General features: G+C 68.4%; 24 protein-coding genes. 19 read left to right on the top strand and 5 right to left on the bottom strand.

Annotation, left to right across the window (positions count from 1 at the left end; genetic code table 11):
- Positions 1-64 precede the first annotated feature (64 nt).
- The 5 genes from lgt to K1T73_RS05580 all read left to right on the top strand — a co-directional run bounded on the left by lgt (position 65) and on the right by K1T73_RS05580 (position 4,280).
- On the top strand, positions 65-955 hold the full coding sequence (lgt, locus tag K1T73_RS05600; protein WP_220603627.1) for a prolipoprotein diacylglyceryl transferase: 891 nt from the start codon (positions 65-67) through the stop codon (positions 953-955).
- Positions 952-2,007 (top strand): class I SAM-dependent methyltransferase, encoded by a 1,056-nt coding sequence (locus K1T73_RS05595; RefSeq protein ID WP_220602986.1) that lies wholly within the window; start codon positions 952-954, stop codon positions 2,005-2,007. The genes lgt and K1T73_RS05595 overlap by 4 nt, the downstream gene beginning before the upstream one ends.
- 10 nt (positions 2,008-2,017) lie before the next feature.
- Positions 2,018-2,773 (top strand): peptidoglycan editing factor PgeF, encoded by a 756-nt coding sequence (pgeF, locus tag K1T73_RS05590; RefSeq protein WP_220602985.1) that lies wholly within the window; start codon positions 2,018-2,020, stop codon positions 2,771-2,773.
- A 265-nt stretch (positions 2,774-3,038) separates the two neighbouring features.
- A complete protein-coding gene (locus tag K1T73_RS05585; protein WP_220602984.1) occupies positions 3,039-3,182 on the top strand; it encodes a hypothetical protein in 144 nt (47 codons plus the stop codon).
- A gap of 339 nt (positions 3,183-3,521) precedes the next feature.
- Positions 3,522-4,280 carry a Hint domain-containing protein gene (locus K1T73_RS05580; RefSeq protein WP_220602983.1) on the top strand — a complete coding sequence of 253 codons (759 nt, stop codon included), beginning with the start codon at positions 3,522-3,524 and terminating at the stop codon, positions 4,278-4,280.
- A 19-nt stretch (positions 4,281-4,299) separates the two neighbouring features.
- On the opposite strand, the gene K1T73_RS05575 is transcribed toward K1T73_RS05580, so the two are convergent.
- Positions 4,300-4,800 carry an Lrp/AsnC family transcriptional regulator gene (locus K1T73_RS05575; protein ID WP_220602982.1) on the bottom strand — a complete coding sequence of 167 codons (501 nt, stop codon included), beginning with the start codon at positions 4,798-4,800 and terminating at the stop codon, positions 4,300-4,302.
- Between the two features lie 195 nt (positions 4,801-4,995).
- Between K1T73_RS05575 and trxB the strand changes: the two genes are divergently transcribed.
- The 5 genes from trxB to K1T73_RS05550 all read left to right on the top strand — a co-directional run bounded on the left by trxB (position 4,996) and on the right by K1T73_RS05550 (position 10,360).
- Positions 4,996-6,006, top strand: a complete 1,011-nt coding sequence (trxB, locus tag K1T73_RS05570) for a thioredoxin-disulfide reductase (RefSeq protein WP_220602981.1) — start codon at positions 4,996-4,998, stop codon at positions 6,004-6,006.
- Positions 6,006-6,353, top strand: coding sequence for a ribonuclease E inhibitor RraB (locus K1T73_RS05565; protein ID WP_220602980.1), 348 nt, complete (start codon positions 6,006-6,008; stop codon positions 6,351-6,353). The genes trxB and K1T73_RS05565 overlap by 1 nt, the downstream gene beginning before the upstream one ends.
- 5 nt (positions 6,354-6,358) lie before the next feature.
- Complete coding sequence (locus K1T73_RS05560; protein ID WP_220602979.1) at positions 6,359-7,153, top strand: MBL fold metallo-hydrolase; 795 nt, start codon at positions 6,359-6,361, stop codon at positions 7,151-7,153.
- Between the two features lie 67 nt (positions 7,154-7,220).
- Complete coding sequence (locus K1T73_RS05555) at positions 7,221-8,504, top strand: ArgE/DapE family deacylase (protein ID WP_220602978.1); 1,284 nt, start codon at positions 7,221-7,223, stop codon at positions 8,502-8,504.
- Positions 8,505-8,644: 140 nt separating this feature from the next.
- The gene (locus K1T73_RS05550; protein WP_220602977.1) at positions 8,645-10,360 is read left to right on the top strand and encodes a bifunctional sulfate adenylyltransferase/adenylylsulfate kinase; all 1,716 of its coding nucleotides are present in this window, start codon (positions 8,645-8,647) and stop codon (positions 10,358-10,360) included.
- Positions 10,361-10,428: 68 nt separating this feature from the next.
- Here K1T73_RS05550 and K1T73_RS05545 read toward each other — a convergent pair whose 3' ends face one another.
- The gene (locus K1T73_RS05545) at positions 10,429-11,280 is read right to left on the bottom strand and encodes a hypothetical protein (protein WP_220602976.1); all 852 of its coding nucleotides are present in this window, start codon (positions 11,278-11,280) and stop codon (positions 10,429-10,431) included.
- A 211-nt stretch (positions 11,281-11,491) separates the two neighbouring features.
- Here K1T73_RS05545 and K1T73_RS05540 point away from each other — a divergent pair, with 211 nt between their 5' ends.
- Together K1T73_RS05540 and ptsP are read left to right on the top strand one after the other, a co-directional pair.
- Positions 11,492-12,730 (top strand): aspartate kinase, encoded by a 1,239-nt coding sequence (locus tag K1T73_RS05540; RefSeq protein WP_220602975.1) that lies wholly within the window; start codon positions 11,492-11,494, stop codon positions 12,728-12,730.
- Between the two features lie 174 nt (positions 12,731-12,904).
- The gene (ptsP, locus tag K1T73_RS05535; protein WP_220602974.1) at positions 12,905-15,145 is read left to right on the top strand and encodes a phosphoenolpyruvate--protein phosphotransferase; all 2,241 of its coding nucleotides are present in this window, start codon (positions 12,905-12,907) and stop codon (positions 15,143-15,145) included.
- A 35-nt stretch (positions 15,146-15,180) separates the two neighbouring features.
- Here the strand turns inward: ptsP and K1T73_RS05530 are convergent, their stop codons facing one another.
- Together K1T73_RS05530 and K1T73_RS05525 are read right to left on the bottom strand one after the other, a co-directional pair.
- Complete coding sequence (locus K1T73_RS05530) at positions 15,181-15,951, bottom strand: EcsC family protein (RefSeq protein WP_220602973.1); 771 nt, start codon at positions 15,949-15,951, stop codon at positions 15,181-15,183.
- A gap of 48 nt (positions 15,952-15,999) precedes the next feature.
- Positions 16,000-16,482 (bottom strand): GNAT family N-acetyltransferase, encoded by a 483-nt coding sequence (locus tag K1T73_RS05525; protein WP_220602972.1) that lies wholly within the window; start codon positions 16,480-16,482, stop codon positions 16,000-16,002.
- A 101-nt stretch (positions 16,483-16,583) separates the two neighbouring features.
- Here K1T73_RS05525 and K1T73_RS05520 point away from each other — a divergent pair, with 101 nt between their 5' ends.
- Positions 16,584-17,189: a flavin reductase family protein gene (locus K1T73_RS05520; RefSeq protein ID WP_220602971.1), complete on the top strand. Its 606-nt coding sequence runs from the start codon at positions 16,584-16,586 to the stop codon at positions 17,187-17,189.
- Between the two features lie 154 nt (positions 17,190-17,343).
- Positions 17,344-18,345 carry a sensor histidine kinase gene (locus K1T73_RS05515; RefSeq protein WP_220602970.1) on the top strand — a complete coding sequence of 334 codons (1,002 nt, stop codon included), beginning with the start codon at positions 17,344-17,346 and terminating at the stop codon, positions 18,343-18,345.
- Between the two features lie 24 nt (positions 18,346-18,369).
- Here the strand turns inward: K1T73_RS05515 and K1T73_RS05510 are convergent, their stop codons facing one another.
- Positions 18,370-19,995, bottom strand: coding sequence for a SulP family inorganic anion transporter (locus K1T73_RS05510; protein ID WP_409077745.1), 1,626 nt, complete (start codon positions 19,993-19,995; stop codon positions 18,370-18,372).
- A 255-nt stretch (positions 19,996-20,250) separates the two neighbouring features.
- On the opposite strand from K1T73_RS05510, the gene K1T73_RS05505 reads away from it, so the two are divergent.
- From K1T73_RS05505 to K1T73_RS05485, 5 genes are all read left to right on the top strand, one after another.
- Entirely contained in the window at positions 20,251-21,123 is an 873-nt protein-coding gene (locus K1T73_RS05505; RefSeq protein WP_220602968.1) for an S-methyl-5'-thioadenosine phosphorylase, read from the top strand.
- A gap of 96 nt (positions 21,124-21,219) precedes the next feature.
- Positions 21,220-21,846 carry a LysE family translocator gene (locus K1T73_RS05500; RefSeq protein WP_220602967.1) on the top strand — a complete coding sequence of 209 codons (627 nt, stop codon included), beginning with the start codon at positions 21,220-21,222 and terminating at the stop codon, positions 21,844-21,846.
- Positions 21,847-21,848: 2 nt separating this feature from the next.
- Complete coding sequence (locus tag K1T73_RS05495; protein ID WP_220602966.1) at positions 21,849-22,379, top strand: adenine phosphoribosyltransferase; 531 nt, start codon at positions 21,849-21,851, stop codon at positions 22,377-22,379.
- A gap of 100 nt (positions 22,380-22,479) precedes the next feature.
- A complete protein-coding gene (locus tag K1T73_RS05490; protein WP_220602965.1) occupies positions 22,480-22,686 on the top strand; it encodes a twin transmembrane helix small protein in 207 nt (68 codons plus the stop codon).
- Between the two features lies 1 nt (position 22,687).
- A complete protein-coding gene (locus K1T73_RS05485; RefSeq protein WP_220602964.1) occupies positions 22,688-23,260 on the top strand; it encodes a cob(I)yrinic acid a,c-diamide adenosyltransferase in 573 nt (190 codons plus the stop codon).
- Positions 23,261-23,338: the final 78 nt, after the last annotated feature.

Here is a 23,338-nt window from a genome sequence, read left to right as displayed (position 1 = left end):
GGGGTCTCCCGCGCGCCGTCACAAGCTTGACTTCCCCCGCGCCCCCGGGCCATTGGGCCGCATGATTATGGCCGCGATCCCCTTCCCCGACATCTCCTCCGAGATCGTCTCGTTTTCCCTCTTCGGCACGGAGTTCGCGCTCCGCTGGTACGCGATGGCCTATGTCGTCAGCCTTGCGCTCGGCTGGTGGCTGGTGGTGAAATCGCTCCGGCATCCCGAGCTCTGGCCCGACGACACCCCGCCCATGACCCGTGGCCAGGCCGACGACCTGCTGACCTGGGTGATCGTGGGGGTGATCCTGGGCGGCAGGCTGGGCTACGTGCTGTTCTATCAGCCCGCCTACTACCTCGCGCACCCGGCCGAGATCCTCATGGTATGGGAGGGCGGCATGTCCTTTCACGGCGGCTTTCTCGGCGTGATGCTGGCCTGCGTGATCTACTGGCGCCGCCACGACATCCCCGTTCTCACCGGCGCCGACGCGCTCGCGGCGGTGACGCCCGTGGGGATGCTGCTGGGCCGGCTCGCGAATTTCGTGAATGCCGAGCTCTGGGGCCGTCCGACCGACCTGCCCTGGGGCGTGATCTTCCCCGGCGCGGCGGCGCAGGACTGCCCCCTCGTCACCGGCCTCTGCGCGCGCCACCCCTCGCAGCTCTACGAGGCGCTGCTCGAGGGCGCGCTCCTGCTGGCACTGCTCATGTGGCTTGCCTGGCGCCGCGGCGCGTTCAAGTATCCGGGTCTCATCACCGGGCTTTTCATCATGGGCTACGGCCTTGCGCGCTTCGCGGTGGAATTCGTCCGTCAACCCGACGCACAGTTCGTCTCGCCCGGCAATCCGCTGGGGCTTGCCTGGCATGTCTCGGGCTACGGGCTGACCATGGGACAGATCCTGTCGATCCCGATGATCGCGCTCGGCCTCTTCCTCGTCTTGCGCGCGCGCCGCGCCGGGCGGGCATGACGGCGCTTCGCTCGATCATCGCACGGCAGATCGCCGCGACCGGCCCCCTCACGATCGCGGACTACATGACGCTCTGCCTGCTCCATCCCGAGCATGGCTATTACACCACCCGCGACCCCCTGGGCGCGGCGGGCGATTTCGTCACGGCCCCCGAGATCAGCCAGATGTTCGGCGAGCTCCTGGGCCTCGCCCTCGCGCAATGCTGGCGCGACCAGGGCGCGCCGGCATCTTTCGCGCTCGCCGAACTCGGACCGGGCCGCGGCACGCTCATGGCCGACATGCTGCGCGCCACGCGGGGCGTTCCGGGTTTCCACGACGCCGCGAGGCTCCACATGGTCGAGGCCTCTCCCACCCTTCGCACCGCGCAGGCGCGGGCGGTGCCGGGCGTCACCCATCACGACACCGCCGAGACCCTCCCCGAGGGGCCGCTCTTTCTCGTGGCGAACGAGTTCTTCGACGCGCTGCCGGTCCGGCAGATGCTCCGCGACGGGGAGCAATGGCGCGAACGGGTGGTCGGCCTCACCGACGACCGGCTCGCCTTCGGGCTGTCGTCGCCGCTCCCGCTCGCCGGTCTTGCGCATCGCCTGGGCGACACCGCGACCGGCGACATGGTGCAGCTGTCGCCCGCCGCCGCCACCATCGCCGAAACGCTGGGGCACCGGATCGCGGCCCATGGCGGCGCGGCGCTCGTCATCGACTACGGCGACTGGCGCGTCACGGGCGACACGTTCCAGGCGGTGCGCGGCCACACCCGCGCCGATCCGCTCGAGGCGCCCGGCACCGCCGATCTCACCGCGCATGTGGACTTCGAGACGATCGCCCGCGCCGCACCCTGCGCCCACAGCGCCCCGACGCCGCAAGGCGTCTTCCTCGAACGCCTCGGCATCACGGCCCGCGCGCAGACACTCGCCCGCGCGCTCGACGGAGATGCGCTCGCGAACCACGTCGCCGCACATCGCCGCTTGACGCATCCGGACGAAATGGGGACGCTGTTCAAGGTGATGGCCCTCCATCCGGAAGGTGCCGCGCCGCCGCCGGGTCTCGACCCGTGAAAGGGCTCCGATGACGCTCGAGATCATCACGGCCGATTGCCTCGCGCCCCTGCGCCACGGTTTCTTCACCCGTCGCGGCGGGGCGTCCTCGGGCATCTTCCAGGGTCTCAACTGCGGCCACGGCTCGTCGGATCAGGCCGAGATCGTGACGATCAACCGCACCCGTGCCGCCGACGCGATGGGGCTCGACCCCGACCACCTGCTATCGGTCCACCAGGTGCATTCTCCCGACGTGGCGACGCTCTCGGAACCCTTCTCGGAAAAGCCCCGCGCCGACGCGATGGTGACGGCGACGCCGGGTCTCGGTCTCGGCATCCTCACGGCGGATTGTCAGCCGGTGCTCTTCGCCGATCCCGAGGCGGCCGTCGTCGGCGCGGCCCATGCGGGCTGGAAGGGCACGCTGGCCGGTGTGCTCGAGGCGACGGTCGAGGCGATGGAGGCCCTCGGCGCAGACCGCGACCGCATCATCGCCGTGATCGGCCCCTCGATCAGCCAGCGCGCCTACGAGGTGGGACTGGATTTCATGGACGACTTCCTTGCCGAGGATCCCGACAATCACCGCTTCTTCGCCGGTGGCGAGGGCGACCGCGTGCAGTTCGACCTGCCGGGCTTCGGCCTCGCGCGGCTGCGCGTGGCCGGCGTGGGCCATGCGGAGTGGACGGGCCACTGCACCTATTCGGACCCCGAGCGATTCTTCTCCTACCGCCGCGCCACCCATGCGGGCGAGGCCGATTACGGCAGGCTCCTGTCGGTCATCCGGCTCTGATTGCGGCGCGATCGGGGCAGGCCGCCGCCACATTTCGCCCCATTCCGGGCCACCTCCTTCATGGCCACGGCACCGCGCACCCTTTGTTTTTCTGGATTTCACCCCACGCGCCGCACGCCACATTTCACTCCCGCAAAGACCCGAAGATTTTCTGCAAATGTTAGCGATCGGCCAAATCCCGGCCCCATTGCCCGGCGATAGTCATCCCGACCGAAGACATTGCCGGGCCCCGCGACACCGGGCCGCGAGAGAGAGGAAGAGAGACATGAAGAAGCAACCCCGCTGGATGGCATCGGTGATCGAGACCAGCAAGACCGAGAAAACCATCCTTCCCTTTCAGCGCGGCTATCGCCGGGTGAAGCCCGTGCGTTCGGCACGGATGCGCCTGGCCCTGCCCCGCACCGCCTGATCCGCCCCGGCCCTCCGTCGCCTGTCGCGTAACGAGTGCCTCCGATTTTACCGATTACCGAAAGGCCCCTTCCCTGCGGAGGGGCCTTTTGCGTGTCGGCAACATGGCCGGGTCACTGGCTTCCCCGAATCGAAATGTGGCAGGTTTGTCGCCACCCGAAAAACAAACCCTCCAGGTGGATGCGATTGCCGACAGACCGGCTTCAATCCTTCCCGAAATTTGACGAAATCGGCCAGTTTCGGCAAATTTTCGCCGTCTGATTTAACGAAAGGCATGTCCTTCTGTCGTCGTCGGTGGGGGCCGACACGGTTGCGACGTTCCAGCAAAGGGAACGCACCGATGGTCTATACCCCCTCCGCGACCGGCCTTGACCGGGTAGCTCGCTCGGGCGGCGGTTTTGCCGATCCCGCACCGCTCACGCCCAGGAACGCCGTTCGCATGGGCCTTGGCCGGCGCGTCTACGAAATGTCGTGGCTGCGCCGCGACGGCGCGGTCGAAACCGCGCGGCAGTCCGCGCCGAACCTGCCGCTTTTCCAATCCGCCTTCTCGGCCTTCGCGCGCGGCACGCTCATCGCCACGTCATCCGGACCCGTCGCGGTCGAGGACCTGACGCCCGGAATGCGCCTCCTGACCGAGGAGCGCGGGCCCTCTCCGCTTCTCTGGGTGGGCTCCATGACGCTCCTGCCCGACGAGACGCGGGACGACGCCCCGCTCACCCGCATCATGGCCGACGCTTTCGGCATCGGCCGGCCCATGCCCGATCTGCTTGCCGGACCCGGCGCGCGCCTGATGCAGCGGCTTTCGGGCGCGACCGAGAACCTGCTGCGCCCCGTGCAATCCTTCCGTGACGGCACGAGCGTGATCGCCCTGCGCCCACCAAGCCCGGTGCGCCTCTATCACGTCCTGCTGCACCGCCACGCGACGATCAACGTGGGCGGTCTCATCGCCGAGACCTTCCATCCCGGCCCCGGCTTCGAAGCGACGCTCAGCTACGAGATGCGCGCGCAATTCATGGCGCTCTTTCCGCACCTGCGGCGGCCCGCCGATTTCGGAAGTCTCGTCCACCCGCGACAGACCCGCGACGCCGCGCACGCCTGACAAGCGCCGCGGCCCCGCCTCACGCCTCCCGCGCGAGCCGCTCCTCGAGCACTTCGAAAGGCACGCCCGGCTCGTCCTTGGCGCACCGGATCACGAGCGACGTCTTGACGCTCGCCACGTTCTCGGCGGCGGTCAACTCGCCGGTGAGGAACCGCTGGAAGGTGCTGAGATCGGGGGCCACGCATTTGAGGATGAAATCCACCTCGCCGTTCAGCATGTGGCACTCCCGCACGAGCGGCCAGTCGCGGCACCGCGCCTCGAACGCGCTGAGATCGGCCTCCGCCTGGCTCACGAGACCGACGCTCGCGAAGACCTGGACCTCGAAGCCAAGTTCGCTCGCGTCGACCTCCGCATGATAGCCGCGGATATAGCCCGCTTCCTCCAACGTGCGCACACGCCGCAGGCAGGGTGGCGCGGAAATGCCCACGCGCTTGGCAAGCTCCACGTTGGTCATGCGCCCATCGGCCTGCAACTCGGCCAATATCTTGCGGTCGATCGGATCCAGTCGCGTCGTCGCCATCGTCTTCCCTCGGAAACTTGACGATTGTTATATCAACCCCGCAGGGACACGCAATAATCTTTCCAAACTGCGCAAGATCGTTGCGTCTCGCCCGCTTCCCCGCGCAGCTGCCCCTGCGTCTTCGGGGGTTTCGCGGCCTTCGCCCGACCACTATATCCCTACCCATCCGAATCCACCGGCCGAGGAGCTGCGCCCATGTCCGAACCCCGTCACACCCGAGTTCTCATCATCGGCTCCGGCCCCGCGGGCTATACCGCGGGCATCTACGCCTCGCGCGCCATGCTCTCGCCGCTTCTGGTGCAGGGAATCGAACCGGGCGGCCAGCTCACCACCACCACCGAGGTCGAGAACTGGCCGGGCGACACCGAGGTGCAGGGCCCCGATCTCATGCTGCGGATGGAAGCCCATGCCAAGGCGATGGGCTGCGAGATCGTGGGCGACATCATCACCGATCTCGACCTCTCGGAGCGTCCCTTCCGCGCAACCGGCGACAGCGGCACCATCTACACCGCCGACGCCGTGATCCTCGCCACCGGCGCGCGGGCCAAGTGGCTGGGTCTGCCCAGCGAGGAGAAGTTCAAGGGCTTCGGCGTGTCGGCCTGCGCCACCTGCGACGGTTTCTTCTACCGCGGGCAGGAAATCGTCGTCGTGGGCGGCGGCAACACCGCCGTGGAAGAGGCGCTGTTCCTCACGAACTTCGCCTCCAAGGTCACGCTCATCCACCGCCGCGACGAACTGCGCGCCGAGATGATCCTTCAGGACCGGCTGAAGAAGAATCCCAAGATCGAACCGCTCTGGTTCCACCAGCTCGAAGAGGTCTACGGCTCCGAGAACCCCCTTGGCGTCGAGGGTGTGAAGGTCCGGCACGTGGAGACGGGCGAAATCACCGACATCCCGTGCAAGGGCGTCTTCATCGCCATTGGCCACGCGCCGGCGAACGAGTTGGTCAAGGACACGCTCGAAACCCACATGGGCGGCTATGTCGTCACCAAGCCCGACAGCACCGAAACCTCGATCCCCGGCGTCTTCGCCGCGGGCGATCTCACCGACCACAAGTATCGCCAGGCCGTGACCTCCGCCGGCATGGGCTGCATGGCCGCGCTCGAGGCCGAGCGCTGGCTTGCCGAACAGGGCGAGGCCCCCGCCGAGAAGAAGGACACCACCGAACCGCTGGGTTACGGCGCCCCCGTCGACGCGGCCGAGTGATGTCCGGCACTGCCGACGACCTCGCCGCTCAGGAGGCCGAAACGCGCGCCGCCTTCGCCGAACTTCGGGCCGGGCACGACCTGCCCGACATTGGCGACGTGAGCTATTTTCTCCTGCCCGCCGGGAACGCAGACGACTGGGAGCCGCTGGCCGACGCGCTGGCGGCCGACGGGTTCGCCTGCGAATGGGTGCCCGAGGGCGAGGATGCCCCCATGTTGGTCGCCACCCTTCCCGACCAGATCCTGAGCGCCACGGCCATCTGGATCGGCGAGTCCGTCGCCATCGCCCATGCCCGCGATTTCGGCTTCCGTCCCGATGGCTGGGCCATCGCGCTCGACGGGGACTGACCGCGATGGGCGGCGACTGGTATGTCACCCACGCGATCGGCCCCGCCCTCCACGCCATCGGCGAGCCGCGCTACGAGCAGCAGAACTGGTCCTACCTGGTCGAGGGCCGCGACGCGGCGCTGCTTTTCGACACCGGCTCCTTCATGGCCGATATCGTCCCGACCGTGGCGGCGCTGACCGACCGGCCGCTCACGGTGCTGCCCTCGCACATGCATTACGACCACCTGGGCAACGTCCACCGTTTCGACCGCGTCCACCTGCCCGACCTGCCCGTCCTGCGCGCCTGCGAAGTGGCGGGGCACGTCACGCCCACCGAACCGCTCTTCCTCGGCGCGCATGAAAACCGCAGCGCGCCCACCTTTCCCGTCGCGCGCTGGCGCCCCATCGGCGACGTGCTCGACCTGGGCGGAGTCGCGCTGCACCTTCTGCACACGCCCGGCCACTCGCCCGACAGCGTCTCGCTCTGGTGGCCCGAGGCGGGGATCCTGCTTGCGGCAGATTTCCTCTATCCCGGCCCGCTCTACGCGCATCTTCCCGGCGCCTCGGTCCGGGATTACGCGGCAAGCGCCGACAGGCTCCTGGCCCTGCTCCCGCGCTCCACCCGCATCTTCGGCGCCCACGGCGACGCATCCGATCCGGCGCATGCATCGCCGCCGGAACTCGCCGTTTCGGACCTCACCGCGCTGCACGACCGGCTGGCCCTGCTCACCGCGGCCCCTCCGCGTCTCGAGGACGGCACGCTCGATCTCCCGGTCTCGGACCGCGTCTCCCTCCGTATCGGACCGCACGCCCTTCCCTGACCGCGCCAAGCGGTCTAGCGTCGGCCCGAACAGCGCAAAGCCCCCCGGGGCCGAAAGGAGCCATCGCATGTCCCTTCCCTCCGATCTCGTCACCCGCATCACCGACGCCGTGGACGCGGGCTTCGACGATCAACTGGCCTTCACCCGCGATCTCGTCCGCCACCCCTCCACGCGCGGCAACGAGCACGAGGTCCAGGCCTTCATCCACGACGCCTACGCCGCGCGCGGGCTCGAGATGGACCGCTTCGAGATGGACCGCGCCGCGCTCGAGGCGCATGAGGGCGGCGGACGTTTCTCGGACGAGCATTCCGACGCCCCCATCGTCGTCGGCACCTACCATCCCGAGGCCGAACAGGGCCGCTCGCTCATCCTCCAGGCGCATGTCGACGTGGTCCCCGCCGGTCCCGCGGCGATGTGGACCCACGGGCCCTTCAAGCCGCATGTCGAGGGCGACTGGCTCTACGGCCGCGGCGCGGGGGACATGAAAGGCGGAGCGGCGTCGAACATCTTTGCGCTCGACGCGCTGAAACGCGCGGGCCTCGCGCCCGCGGGGCGCATCCATGTCGAGTCGGTGGTCGAGGAGGAATCCACCGGCAACGGCGCGCTCGCCACACACCTGCGCGGCTACCGCGCCGACGCGGTGCTCATTCCCGAACCGATGGGCGAGGCGCTCGTGCGGGCGACGGTGGGCGTGTTGTGGTTCCGCATCGAAGTGCGCGGCGTGCCGGTTCACGTGGCCCAGATGGGCACAGGCGCGAACGCCATCGACGCCACCTACCGCATCGCCAACGCCCTGCGGGACCTCGAGGAGGACTGGAACGCCGCCCGTGCCGATCACCCGCATTTCGCCGACCTGCCCCATCCGATCAACCTCAACCTGGGGCGCATCGAGGGCGGCGACTGGGCGTCCTCGGTGCCCGCGTGGTGCCGCCTCGATTGCCGCATCTCGATCTATCCCGGCCAGAAGGCCGCCGACATGGCGCGCGAGGTCGAGGCCCGCATCGCCGAATTCGCCCGCACGGATCCCTACCTGTCCGAAGCGCCCCCCACCGTCACCTTCAACGGCTTCTTCGCCGAAGGCTACGCGCTCGAGGAGGGCTCCGACGCGGAGGCCACGCTCGCCCGCGCCCACGAGGCGGCACTCGGCGGGCCGCTTGAAGCGATGCCCTCCACCGCCTATCTCGATTGCCGCGTGCACGCGCTCTACGACCGTGTTCCCGCCCTCTGCTACGGCGCGCTGGCCGAGAACATCCATGGCTTCGAAGAGCGCGTGAGCCTCGCGTCGCTCCGACGCACCACCGCCGCCATGGCGCTTTTCGTCGCCGAATGGTGCGGCGTGCGGGAAATCTGACCGCGTCCCGCTGCGGGCGCGGTATTCTTGTCCCATTTGCGCGAATTCTCCGCGCCCCTGCTTGATTGCCGCCACGCTCCCGGTCTATCCCGCGCCCGAACGCGCACCGGCGCGCCGGGCAGATCAAAGAAAGACACGCCATGACGATGCTGAAGAACCTCACCCCCATCCCCGAGCTCTACGTCTCCTACGAGAGCGCGCAGAAGATGAAGCACGAGGCCACCGACCTCGTGAGCCACGACCTGACCCCGCGCCAGATCTGCGATCTCGAGCTTCTGATGAACGGCGGCTTCAACCCGCTGAAGGGCTTCCTCTCGGAGGAGGATTACGACGGCGTGGTCGAGAACATGCGCCTCGCCGACGGCACGCTCTGGCCCATGCCCATCACGCTAGACGTCTCGCCCGACTTCGCCGACAAGCTCGAGCTCGGCCAGGACATCGCGCTGCGCGACCAGGAGGGCGTGATCCTCGCCACGATGACCGTCACCGATCGCTGGACCCCCGACAAGGCGCGCGAGGCCGAAAAGGTGTTCGGCGCCGACGATGACGCGCACCCGGCGGTCAACTACCTGCACAACACCGCCGGTTCGGTCTATCTCGGCGGGCCGGTGACGGGTATCCAGCCGCCCACCCACTACGATTTTCGCGGCCGCCGCGACACGCCCAACGAGTTGCGCGCCTATTTCCGCAAGCTCGGCTGGCGCAAGATCGTGGCCTTCCAGACCCGCAACCCCCTCCACCGCGCGCATCAGGAACTGACCTTCCGCGCCGCCAAGGAGGCCCAGGCGAACCTGCTCATTCATCCCGTGGTCGGCATGACCAAGCCGGGCGACGTCGATCACTTCACCCGCGTGCGCTGCTACGAGGCGGTGCTCGACAAGTATCCCGGCTCCACGACCACGATGTCGCTCCTGAACCTCGCGATGCGCATGGCCGGCCCGCGCGAGGCGCTCTGGCACGCGCTGATCCGGCGCAACCACGGTTGCACGCATTTCATCGTCGGGCGCGACCATGCCGGCCCCGGCAAGAACTCGAAGGGCGAGGATTTCTACGGCCCCTACGACGCGCAGGATCTGGTGCGCCAGCACCAGGACGAGATCGGCATCGAGATGGTCGATTTCAAACACATGGTCTACGTGCAGGAACGCGCCCAGTACGAGGCCATCGACGAGATCGAGGACCGCGACAACGTGACCATCCTCAACATCTCCGGCACCGAACTGCGCCGCCGCCTGCAGGAGGGGCTCGAGATCCCCGACTGGTTCTCCTTCCCCGAGGTGGTCGAGGAACTCCGCCGCACCCGCCCGCCGCGCTCCAAGCAGGGCTTCACGGTGTTCTTCACCGGCTTTTCCGGTTCGGGCAAATCGACCATCGCCAACGCCCTCATGGTCAAGCTGATGGAGATGGGCGGCCGCCCCGTGACGCTGCTCGACGGCGATATCGTCCGCAAGAACCTCAGCTCCGAACTCGGCTTCTCCAAGGAACACCGCGACCTCAACATCCGCCGCATCGGCTATGTCGCCAGCGAGATCACCAAGAACGGCGGCATCGCCATCTGCGCGCCGATTGCTCCTTATGCCACCACCCGCCGCGCGGTCCGCGAGGAGATCGAGCAATTCGGCGCCTTCGTCGAGGTCCATGTCGCCACCTCCATCGAGGAATGCGAACGCCGCGACCGCAAGGGGCTCTACAAGCTCGCGCGCGAAGGCAAGATCAAGGAATTCACCGGGATTTCCGACCCCTATGACGTGCCGGAAAACCCAGAGCTGCGCGTCGAGACCGAGAATGTCGAGGTCGACAACTGCGCCCACCAGGTGATCCTGAAGCTCGAACAGATGGGGCTTATCGCGGGGTGAGGACCTGTCCGGGCCGAAGGCCCGGCGAACGGGCGAAGCCCGGGGGAGCCCCGGGTCCGAACGGAATTTTACGTTTCCAACACCGCCCGCGCGGCGCGGGCGGTGAAGTCTCCCCAATGCGCCGCCCGCTCCTTCTGCGCGGCAATCGCCGGGCGCCGCGCCTCGGAATCCGCCTCGGACATGCCCGCCAGCGCCGCCATGATATCCTCGGCGGTGTCGCAGACGATCCAGCCGTCCGTATCGAAGAACTCCGCGATATTCGGACAGCCCCAGTAGATCGGCACCGTCTCGCAGAGCACCGCATCGACGATCTTCTCGGTGAAATAGTTCCGCTCCCGCACGTTTTCGATCACCACCGAATAACGGAAGGGCGCCAACCCCTCGGCCTTGGCCCGGAACGGCGCATAACCGCCCCCCATCGCCGTCAGGTCGAAATCCGCCTCGCGCGCCCGATCCACGATCTCGTGGCGAAGCCTGTGCCCCTCCTGCGACCGCTTGGCCGACGCGATGAGCGAACACAGCGCGCGTTTTTCGAGGTCGAGGTCACGCCATTCCGGTACCCAGGTGCTCCCGAAGGGCCAGAAGATGCCGTTCGGGATCGCCTCCAGCAGCGCCTCGTTCGCGCTCAGCACCCGGTGAAATCGCCCATGTGCTCGCTTGAGCCGCGCCATGATGCGCCCCTGGATCGCCTGCGGCTCGCACACCAGAAGGGACACCCGCGCCCGCGTGCCGAAGCCCGGTCGCCAGAAATGCGACCCGCGCGGAAAGACGAGCAGATGATCGTCCGGCCCCAGATCGCCCAGCGTCGCGCCGGCCGCGTCCTCGGGCAGGCCCAGCGGCCATTGCAGCGCCGCGAGCGGCAGCCGTCCGGGCCGCGCACCCAGCTTCATCCCGTAGGGCAGAACCGCAACTCTCGACATGGGCGCACTCCCGTTTGATTTTCGGATCTCTACCCGCCTTTGGCGCCGAGCAAAACGGTCAAATCCCGTCCATCTGCCGCCTCATCCCGCGCCGAAACGCACCCGATCCACTCGAAATCGCAACTTTCGCGCCTCCGCCCCACCGCCGCCGCTTGCCCTTCGCCCGCCCCGCCGCTACACCGCGCGCGACCAAGCGGCCAAGGACATGCCCATGCCCGTTCTCGTGATGAAATTCGGCGGCACCTCCGTTGCCAATCTCGACCGCATCCGCCGTGTCGCCAAGCGCGTCGGCGTCGAGGTGGCCAAGGGCTACGACGTGATCGTCATCGTCTCGGCCATGTCGGGCAAGACGAACGAACTCGTGGGCTGGGTCAACGAAACCTCGCCGCTCTACGACGCGCGCGAGTACGACGCGGTGGTCAGCTCGGGCGAGAACGTGACCGCCGGGCTCATGGCGCTCACCTTGCAGGAAATGGACATTCCCGCCCGAAGCTGGCAGGGCTGGCAGGTGCCGCTCAAGACCAACTCGGCCCACAGCCAGGCCCGGATCGAGGAAATCCCGCCCGACAACATCCGGGCCAAATTCGCCGAAGGCATGCGCGTGGCGGTGGTCGCGGGTTTCCAGGGGATCAGCCCCGAGGGTCGCATCACCACGCTCGGACGCGGCGGCTCCGACACGACCGCCGTGGCCTTCGCCGCCGCCTTCGAGGCCGAGCGGTGCGACATCTACACCGATGTCGATGGCGTCTACACCACGGACCCGCGCATCACGTCGAAGGCGCGCAAGCTCGACCGCATCGCCTTCGAGGAAATGCTCGAACTGGCCTCGCTCGGGGCCAAGGTGCTTCAGACCCGCTCGGTCGAACTGGCCATGCGCTACAATGTGAAACTGCGCGTGCTGAGCAGTTTCGAGGAACAGTCGGACGAGGCCGGAACCCTCGTCTGCGCCGAGGAGGAAATCATGGAATCAAACGTGGTGAGCGGCATCGCATACAGCCGGGACGAAGCCAAGATGACACTCATCTCCGTCGCCGACCGCCCCGGCATCGCGGCGGCCATCTTCGGGCCCCTCTCCGAGGCGGGCGTGAACGTGGACATGATCATCCAGAACATCTCCGAGGAAGGGCGCACCGACATGACCTTCTCCTGCCCCACCGACCAGGTGGCGCGCGCCGAGAAGGCGGTGCAGGAAGCCAAGGCGCGGGGGGACATCAACTATCGCGAGCTCGTGGCCGATACCAACGTCTCCAAGGTCTCGGCGGTGGGCATCGGCATGCGCAGCCAGTCCGGCGTCGCGGCGCGGATGTTCAAGACGCTCTCTGACGAGGGTATCAACATCAAGGTGATCGCCACCTCCGAGATCAAGATCTCGGTGCTCATCGACCGCAAGTACATGGAACTCGCCGTGCAGGCCCTCCATGACGCCTTCGAACTGGACAAGACCGCCTGATCACAAGGGATCCGGGGCCATCGACGGGCCTGACGCGCCATCCCGCGCCACATGGATGCGACGCGCGCATCCATACCCGTCCCCCGGATCAAACTTGCGATCGGGACACTTCATGATAGAAAGCGGATTGCGCCGGCGACCCGATCCGACGCATCCAGGGGGGCTGCCAGCCAGATGAGCGACATAATCACCGACAGCCGTCAGATGCTCGGCCGACTGCGCGAGGCGCTGTCGGCGGATGCGGGCGGCCAGGACCGGCTCGATGCGATCACCGCGCTCATCTCCGAGGAAATGCACACCGAGGTCTGCTCGATCTACCTCTTTCGCGACGAGGACACGCTCGAGCTCTGCGCGACGGAGGGTCTCAATCCCGAGGCGGTCCACCAGACGCGGATGAAACTGGGCGAGGGGCTCGTGGGCCGCGTCGCGCGGACCGGCAAGCTCATCAACACCGAGGACGCCCCCGGCACGCGCGGGTTCCGCTTCATGCCGGAGACCGGGGAAGAGGGATATGCCTCCTTCCTCGGCGTCCCGATCCAGCGTCTGGGCGAGACGCTTGGCGTGCTCGTGGTGCAATCCAAGGACGGACGCACCTATTCCGAGGAAGAGATCTACGCCGTCGAGGTCGTCGCCATGGTCATCGCCGAGATGGCGGAGCTCGGCGCCTTCGTGGGCGAAGGCGCGGCCATGTCGGCGCGCCACCAGCAGGCCGTGCTCTTTCGCGGCCATACCGCGCAGGAGGGCGTGGCCCAGGGCCATGTCTGGCTGCACGAGCCGCGCGTCGTCATCACCAACCCCATCGCCGACGACCCCGTCCGCGAGACCGAGCGCCTGAACGAAGCGGTCGAGGAACTGCGCGTGGGCGTCGACCGGATGCTCTCGGGCGCGCGCCTCGGCGACAGCGAACAGCTGGAGGTGCTCGAGACCTACCGCATGTTCGCCAACTCCAAGGGCTGGATGCGCCGGATGGAGGAGGACATCCAGCGCGGCCTGTCGGCCGAGGCGGCGGTCGAGAAGGAGCAATCGGCCGCCCGCGCCCGCATGGAAAAGGTCACCGACCCCTACCTGCGCGACCGCCTCCACGACCTCGACGACCTGTCGAACCGCCTGCTGCGCATCCTCACCGGCCAGGGCACCGAGACCGGGGCCGAAATGCCCTCCGACCCGATCCTCGTCGCGCGCAATATCGGCCCCGCCGAGCTTCTGGACTACGGCCGTTCGCTCAAGGGCATCGTGCTCGAGGAAGGCGCGGTCGGCAGCCATGCCACCATCGTCGCCCGCGCGCTCGCCATCCCGCTCGTCATCCACGCCGCGCGCATCACGACCGAGGCGCTCAACGGCGATCCCATCCTGATCGACGGCGATCAGGGCACCGTCCACCTGCGGCCCGACGACAACATCAAGGCCGCCTTCGTGGACAAGCTGGCGATGCAGGCCAAGGCGCAGGAACGCTACGCCTCGATCCGTGACAAACCGGCCGAGACGCTCGACGGAACGCAGCTTACGCTGACGATGAACGCGGGCCTCATGGCCGACCTGCCCAGCCTCAAGGGCTCGGGCGCCGAGGGCGTGGGCCTTTTCCGCACCGAGCTTCAGTTCCTCATCCGCAACCACATGCCCAAGCGCGCCGAACTGTCCGAACTCTACGCGCGCATCATGGACGCGGCGGGCGGCAAGCACGTGGTGTTCCGCACGCTCGACATCGGCTCGGACAAGGTGCTGCCCTACATGAAGTCCGTGGACGAGCCCAACCCGGCGCTCGGCTGGCGGGCCATCCGCATCGGCCTCGACAGGCCCGGCGTGATGCGGATGCAGCTCCAGGCGCTCGTGCGCGCCGCCGCGGGCCGCCCGCTTTCGGTCATGTTCCCCTTCGTCGCGCAGATGGAGGAATACGACGCCGCCCGCGCCGAGATGGACAAGGCCCTCGAACGCGAGCGGCGGCTGGGCCATCCGCTGCCCTCGTCGCTGAGCGTGGGCGCCATGCTCGAGACGCCCTCGCTCGCCTACGCGCCCGACGCGTTCTATCGGAAGGTCGATTTCCTCTCGATCGGCGGCAATGATCTCAAGCAGTTCTTCTTCGCCGCCGACCGCGAGAACGAGCTTGTGCGACGCCGCTACGATACGCTCAACGTCTCGTTCCTGAGCTTTCTCGAAACCATCGTCGCGCGCTGCCGGGCCACCGACACCCCGCTGAGCTTCTGCGGCGAGGACGCGGGCCGCCCGGTCGAGGCCGCGTGCCTCGCGGCGATCGGACTGCGCGCGCTCTCGATGCGGCCGGCCTCCGTCGGCCCGGTCAAGTCCATCCTGCGCCGCACCCACCTGGGCGAGTTGGCCGGGATCATCGGCGAGGCGCGAAACCGGGGCGAGCAATCGGTGCGGCCTGCCGTCATGGACTACCTGCGCGGCAAACTCTGAACGAGCGGAGGCAACTCCTCACGACACGGGGTGGCCTAGGCCCGTTTCACCGGCGGCTTCACGACCCGGCGGCGGAACTCGGCCACCAGCTCCTCGTGATCGCGGTCGGCCTCGATCGCAAGCTGGCGCAGGCCGAAATGCACATGCGCCATCTGGCTGTAATACCCGGTGAAGGCGTAGTTGGTGGCCGCCCCGGCCGCCGCGCCAAGGACCGGGATCGTCTGCGCGGCGAGCTTCTGGCCCAGCACCGTGGCCAGCCGCGGCGCCACCCGCGCGATGATCGTATGCACCGCCGCGCCCGAGACCGCGATCCGCGTCCCGAGAAAGGCGAAATCCGTGTCGTCGTCCCGGTCGAGCGGCCCCGCCGCGGCAAAGACCTGAACGCAATCGAACCGCACGCTCTCCTCCTCCGGGTCGAACCCGTGTTCCTCGGCCACGTCCTGGATGGTGCGCAACAGGATCGCCGTTGTCACCGGAAGTTCCGCCATCGCCGTCGGCAGCCCGCCGAAGCCCCCCGCCGCGCCCATCGCGGTCGTCACCGCGCGGTTGAGCCAGCCCGGCTGGCTTCCGACCACGCTGCGCGAGCGGTGCGCGCCCTCCATCGCGAGGCGCAGCGCCTCGGCCGTGGCACCGTCGAGCCGGCCGCGGATCTCGCGCGGAAGGCGGTCGAGAAGCCCCGCCGCCGAACCGCCGATGGCGTTCAGAAGCTGCATCCCGAGGTTTTCGGCCCGCGCGTGCCGCCTGACCAGCGCGTCCATCCGCTGCTCGATCTCCTCGTCGGCGATGGGCGGTCCAAGAAGCTGCATGTCTCTCTCCCCTATGGGCTTTCAAGATCAGCGCGGGGACCGCCGATTTCAAGCGCCGCGCGTGACTTTGCCGCGAAGGCCCGCCCAGGCGCCCGGCACGATCTCGAGGCCCAGCACCCGCTCGGGGTTCGTGGGCGGGGGCATCTCGACACCGTCGAGCTTGCGAAACCCGAACCGTCCGTAATAGGGCGCATCCCCCACCAGCATCACCCGCGACCAGCCCTGGTCCGCCGCGCGCCCGAGGCTTTCGCGGATGAGCCAGCCGCCAAGCCCCTCGCCCTGCCGCGTCGGATGCACCGCGACCGGCCCCAGGAGCAGCGCGCGCCGCGGTCCGATCAGCACCGGCCAGAACCGGATCGCACCGCCGAGAATGCCGCCCGGATCGCGCGCCACGAGGCTCAGCCCCTCGACCGGCGGCACCCCGTCGCGGAGCCGGTAGGACGACAGCGCCTCCCGCCCCGGCGCGAAACAGAGGTCGTAAAGGGCCTCGACCTCCCACCAGTCGTCCTCGGCTTCGGCTCTCAGCTCCATTCCGTCCCGCGCGGCCTTCTTCCCGGCTCTTTTCCGTCTGGCCAAGCGGTTAGCACGCGCGTAAGCCCTGCACAAACCCCATCGCAGCCGAGAGGATGCCCATGTTCTATCGCCCGGAGGACGGCCACGGCCTGCCGCACAACCCGTTCAACGCGATCGTCTCGCCCCGTCCCATCGGCTGGATCTCCACGCGCGGGGCGGATGGCACCGTCAACCTTGCGCCCTACTCCTTCTTCAACGCCGTGGCCTACGTGCCGCCGCAGGTGATGTTCGCCTCGACCGGGGCCAAGCCGGACGCGGACGGCACCAAGGACAGCGTCGCCAATATCCGCGACACGGGCGCCTTCTGCGTCAATGTCGTCGGCCACGCGATGCTTCACCAGATGAACGAAAGCTCCGCTCCGCTCGCCCGCGGCGAAAGCGAATTCGGGCGCGCCGGGCTCGGCACCGCGGACTGCGAAACCGTGGACTGCCCGCGCGTGGCGGACGCCCCCGCCGCGCTCGAATGTCGCCTGACGCAGATCGTGACCTTGCCGGGCGAGGCGAACCTCGTCGTCTTCGGCGAGGTTACGGGCATCCATATCCGCGACGACATCCTGCGTGACGGTCTCATCGACCCCGCGGCCTACGAGCCCGTGGCGCGGCTGGGCTACATGGACTACGCCACCATCCGCGAGCGCTTCGCCCTCGCCCGCCCCAGGACCTAGCCGGGCCCACGCGGCTCTCCGCCGCCGAAACTTGCCAGGAACCCCGTTTTCCGACATAATGTGCGGATGTATCCGTGCGTCCCGGATCAACGGGAAGTTGTTTTTCTCCACCACCGCTCGTGCTTGATAACAGCCCCAGGAAAGGCGTGCCGGGATGGATTACAGCCGCGACGAATTCATCGCGACCGGGCATGAGACGCTCGAGATCGCGCTCGACCGCACCGGGCTGGGCGTGTGGGAGCACGATTTGCGGACCGGCACGGCGCGGCGCAACCTCGCCCATGACCGGATCTTCGGCTACCCGCGCGGCGCCCCCGACTGGACGATGGAACGGGCCTTCTCGCACCTGCCCGAGCCGGAGGATCACGCGCGGTTCCTCGAATGCCAACAGACGGCCATCCGCACCGGCAAGGGCTGGACCCGCGACTGGCGGATCCGGCGTGTCGACGGGGCGCTCCGCTGGGTGCAGGTCTCGGGGCGCGTCGTGCAGGCCGAGGATGGGGCTCCCCGCGCCCTCGTCGGGACCCTGAATGACATCACCGAGGCGCGCGAGGCGGACGAGCGCGCGGCCCTGCGCCTGCGCGAGATGGATCACCGGCTGGCCAACACGCTTGCGATGATCTCCTCGATGGTCAGCATGTCGGCGCGCAACGCGGTCTCGGTCGATGATCTCTCGCGCACCATCCGCGACCGCATCGCCGCCTTCGCCCGGACCAGCCGGATGGGCCACGCGGAGGACACGCCGCCGCCATCGCTCTCGGCACGGATCGAGGCACAGGCAGCCCCCTTCCTGGGCGCGGGCCATCGCTTCGACCTCACGCCACCAAAGCGGGTCCTGACACTCGCCGACGAGGCGGCGGACGGGCTCACGCTCGTGTTGCACGAACTGTTCACCAACGCGGTGAAATACGGCGCCTTCTCGGTCGGGGACGGCACCATCCGCCTCTCGGTTCGACAGTTGCCCGATGGCGGTGCGCGTCTCGACTGGTGCGAAGAAGGCGGCCCGCCCGCGCCCGCAGACAGGCGATCGGGCTTCGGCACCGCGCTCATGTCCACCGCTCTCGGCGAACTCGGCTCGATCGACACCGGTTTCGGCGATGAGGGGTTTTCCTGCCGGATCACGCTCTCCCCCGCGGCGGTGAAATCCGCGGACTGACCGCCGCAGGGTCGCGCACGCGGCCTAGTGCCCGCCGAGAACCCCCGTCCGCACGTCATAATCGACCGCGAGCGCGTAATCGGGATCGTCGTCGCTATCGACCATGAGATGCCCCGCCTTGGTCAGCAGCCGGTGACAATCGCGGCTCAGATGGCGCAGTTTCACGCGCTTGCCCGCCGCTTCGTAACGCCCCGCGATGGCCTCGATCGCCTGAAGCGCCGACTGGTCCACCACCCGGCTTTCGGCGAAGTCGATGATGACGAGATCGGGGTCGTCCTCCACCGTGAAAAGCTCCATGAACCCGTCGCTCGACCCGAAGAAGAGGGGCCCCTGGATCTCGTAGACCTTCGCGCCCTTGTCGGTATGCGACTCCCGCGTCGTGGCGTGGATGCGGGTGGCGTTGTTCCACGAATAGGCCAGCGCCGAGACGATGACCCCGACGACAACCGCGATGGCGAGGTCGTATTTCACCGTCACCACCGTCACCAGCACGATCACCAGGGCATCCGTCACCGGCACCTTGCGCAGGATGCGCAAGCTGTTCCACGCGAAGGTGCCGATCACCACCATGAACATCACCCCCACCAGCGCAGCCAGCGGGATCTGCTCGATCGCCGGGGCCGCGTAGAGGATGAAGACCAGCAGGAAAAGCGCCGCCGCCACGCCCGCGATCCGCGTGCGCCCGCCCGATCTCACGTTGATCATCGACTGGCCGATCATCGCGCAACCGCCCATGCCCTGCATGAACCCGGTAAGCGTGTTGGCAAGGCCCTGCGCGATGCACTCCTGGCTCGCGCCGCCGCGCCGCCCCGTCATCTCGCCCACGAGGTTGAGCGTCAGCAGGCTTTCGATCAGCCCGATCGCCGCGAGGATCACCGCATAGGGCAGGATGATCTCGAGCGTCTCGAGGGTGAAGGGCGCAAGCGGCGTCCCGTAAAGCCCGGTACCCTCGCCGAACGGCAGGTGGAAGGACGGAAACTTCCCCTCGATCGAAGCGAGGTCGCCCACGCGGGGCACATCGAGGCCCAGCCCGATCACCAGCGCCGCCACCACGGCGATCCCGGCAAGCGGCGCGGGAACGACCCGCGTGATGCGCGGCATGATCCAGATCACCCCCATGGTCAGCGCCACGAGCCCGAGCATCAGCGCCAGCTCACCGAGCGGCAACCACTCGCCGCCCGACATGCCGTGCCCCGTGTTGACCATGCTGCCCGGCACCTTGAACTGGCCCATCTGCGCAAGGAAGATCACGATGGCGAGCCCGTTGACGAAACCCAGCATCACCGGATGCGGGACCAGCCGGATGAACTTGCCCCATCGGAGCGCGCCCGCGATCACCTGGAGGATGCCCATGAGAATGACGGTCGCGAAAAGGTATTCGACCCCGTGCTGTGCCACCAGCGCGACCATCACCACCGCCAGCGCGCCCGTCGCCCCCGAGATCATGCCCGGCCGTCCCCCGATCAGCGCCGTGACGAGGCCCACGAGAAAGGCCGCGTAAAGCCCGACGAGCGGATGCACATCCGCCACGAACGCGAAGGCCACCGCCTCGGGCACCAGCGCCAGCGCCACGGTCAGCCCCGACAGAAGCTCGATGCGCAGCCGCGTGAGGCTCAGCCGCTCATCCTGCATCACGCTCAGGTCGGGCATGTCGATACGGCCGGCAAAGGCCGCGAGAAGGGCTTTCTTCACGGGGGTATGTCCTCGGATTGACTGTCGTGGTTGCGCCCCGCCCCTATCCTGCATGCACCCGCTTGACAACCGTGGCGCGGCGGGATGCCGAAATTTGCAGGTTTCCGGGCCGGATTTCCTGCAAGACTCCGACACCCCTTCCCGCGATTTTCACGGTTGCGTTCCCGGTCCGCCCCCGGCACCGTCACCGGCAAAGCGAAAGGGTCGGGACACATGACGTTCAAACTCGCCATCATCGGCGGCTCGGGGCTCTACGATATTGACGGGCTCGAGGACGCCCGCTGGCAGGCGGTCGAGACCCCGTGGGGACCACCCTCCGACGAGATGCTCACCGGGCGGCTGGGCGATCTCGCGCTCGTGTTCCTGCCCCGCCACGGGCGCGGCCATGTCCACACGCCGGGCTCCATCCCCTACCGCGCCAATATCGATGCGCTGAAACGGCTGGGCGTGACGGACGTGATCTCGGTCTCGGCCTGCGGCTCGTTCCGCGAGACGATGGCGCCGGGCGATTTCGTGATCGTGGACCAGTTCATCGACCGCACCATCGCGCGCGAGCAATCCTTCTTCGGCCCCGGCTGCGTGGGCCACGTGAGCGTGGCGAACCCCGCCTGCCCCCGGCTCGCCGCCGCCTGTGCCGGGGCCGCCCGCAGCACCGGCGTCACCGTCCACGAGGGCGGCACCTACCTCGCCATGGAGGGTCCGCAATTCTCGACCCTGGCCGAATCCCGCATGTATCGCGAAAGCTGGGGCGCCGACGTCATCGGGATGACCAACATGCCCGAGGCCAAGCTCGCGCGCGAGGCCGAGCTCTGCTATGCCACCGTCGCCATGGTCACCGACTACGACAGTTGGCACCCCGAACATGGCGAGGTCGACGTGACCCGGATCATCGCCACGCTCACCGCCAATTCCGCCCATGCGCGCGAGATGCTGCGCGCGCTGCCGGACCACCTGGGCGCGCGGCCCGTGCCCTGCCCTGCCGGTTGCGACCGCGCGCTCGATCACGCGATCCTCACCGCACCCGGCGCCCGCGATCCGGCCCTCGTGGCGAAACTCGATGCGGTGGCCGGGCGCGTGCTGGGCTGAAGCGCGACCCGCGGTCCAGTTCCTTGACACCGGACCACCCCGCCCGCCACCCTGCCGCCACCGGATTCCACCGCACCCGATACAGGACGCGTCGTCATGCCCCTCGATCTCTGGCTCACCTTCTGCGCCGCCACCACGGCGCTCCTGCTCATTCCCGGCCCCACCGTCCTGCTGGTGCTGAGCTACGCGCTCTCCAAGGGCCGCAGCGTCGCGCTGGCCAGCGCGGCGGGTGTCGCGCTGGGCGATTTCGTCGCCATGTCGGCCTCGCTCGCGGGGCTCGGCGCGCTGGTGCTGGCCTCCGCCACGCTCTTCACGGTGCTGAAATGGGCGGGCGCGGTCTACCTGGTCTGGCTCGGGATCCGGCTCCTTCGCAGCGCGCCCTCGCCCGGTCTGACGGCCGCACCGGGGCGGGCAATCACCGGGCGCGGCGTTTTCTGGCACGCGGCCGGGGTGACGGCGCTCAACCCGAAATCCATCGCCTTCTTCATCGCCTTCGTGCCGCAATTCGTGACCCCCGCGGCACCCCTCCTGCCGCAATTCGCCATCCTCACGGGCACCTTCGTGGGCCTCGCCGCGCTCAACGCGCTGGCCTACGCGCTTCTGGCCGATCGCCTGCGCGCGACGATTCGCCGGCCCGGCGTCATCACATGGCTCACCCGCGCGGGCGGAGGCGCCCTCGTCGTGATGGGCGCACTCACGGCGACCATGCGGCGCGCGGCCTGAGCATGTCCGACATCAAGCTCCTCATCCGCACGATCCCCGACTTCCCACGCCCCGGCATCATGTTCCGCGACGTGACCACGCTCTTCGCCGACGCGGACGGGCTGCGGCGCACGATCGACGCCATGACCGACGCCGCACGCCCCTTGTCCATCGACGCGGTCGCGGGGCTCGAGGCGCGGGGCTTCATCCTGGGCGGTGCGCTGGCCGACCGGCTCGGCGCCGGCTTCGTCACGGCGCGCAAGGCGGGAAAGCTGCCCGGCGCCACGATCTCGGAACCCTACACGCTCGAATACGGCGAGGCCGCGCTCGAACTCCACGACGACGCGATCGAGCCCGGCGCGCGCGTCCTCGTGGTCGACGACCTTCTCGCCACCGGCGGCACCGCGGCGGCGGCCGTGCGCCTCATCGAGCGGCTGGGCGGCGAGGTTGCGGCCTGCTCCTTCGTGATCGACCTGCTCGATCTCGGCGGGCGCGCGCGGCTCGAACGGATGGGCCTGCGGGTCGATGCGCTCTGCGCCTTCGCCGGCGACTGACGCGGCGATCCGCGCGCGCGGGCACTTTTCCCTTTCGCTTTTCGCCCCGCCCGGACTACATGAGCGACGACAACCGCACGGACCACGAAAGGAGCGCTCCATGGCCGATGATCCCCTCTTCTGGGTGGTGGCCATCGCCTGCCTCGGCGTCGCCGGGATCCTGATCTTCGGCATCGGGACGTTCGGACGCGGGGGCGAGTTCAACCGCAAGCATGCCAACCGCATCATGCGCTGGCGCATCGGCGCGCAGTTCGTGGCCGTCATCCTCATCATCGCATTCGTCTGGCTTCGCTCGGGGGGAAACTGACATGGTCGTTCTGAACAAGATCTACACCAAGACCGGCGACGCCGGCGAGACCGCGCTCGGCAACGGCGCGCGTGTGGCCAAGCACTCGATGCGCGTCACCGCCTACGGCACGGTCGACGAAACCAACGCCACCGTGGGCCTCGCGAGGCTCGAGGCCACGGACGACATGCACGAGGCGCTGGGCCGCATCCAGAACGACCTCTTCGATCTCGGCGCCGATCTCTGCCGCCCCGACATGGCCCGCGATGCCGAGGCCGAATATACCCCGCTCCGGGTGAGCGATGGACAGGTCGCGCGACTCGAATCCGAGATCGACAGGATGAACAAGGATATCGAACCGCTGCGCAGCTTCGTCCTCCCGGGGGGCTCGCGCCTCGCGGCGGCGCTCCATCTCTGCCGCACGGTTTCGCGCCGGGCCGAGCGCATGGCAGTCGAGCTCGCCACGATGGAAGAGGTGAACCCGGCGGCGGTCCGCTATCTCAACCGCCTGTCGGACTGGTTCTTCGTGGCCTCGCGCGTGGCCAACGACAATGGCCGCGCCGACGTGCTCTGGCAACCCGGCGCCAATCTCTGAACGCGGGGCGCCGGAATTTCGCGGGACTCGACCTCGGGAATCGCGATTTTCCGGGCCGGCGTTTCCCATATGCGCCGC

Source organism: Roseovarius sp. SCSIO 43702 (genome assembly GCF_019599045.1).
Lineage (GTDB): Bacteria > Pseudomonadota > Alphaproteobacteria > Rhodobacterales > Rhodobacteraceae > Roseovarius.
The sequence above is the reverse complement of the archived record's forward strand: the minus strand, read 5'-3'. Positions and strand labels throughout refer to the sequence as shown.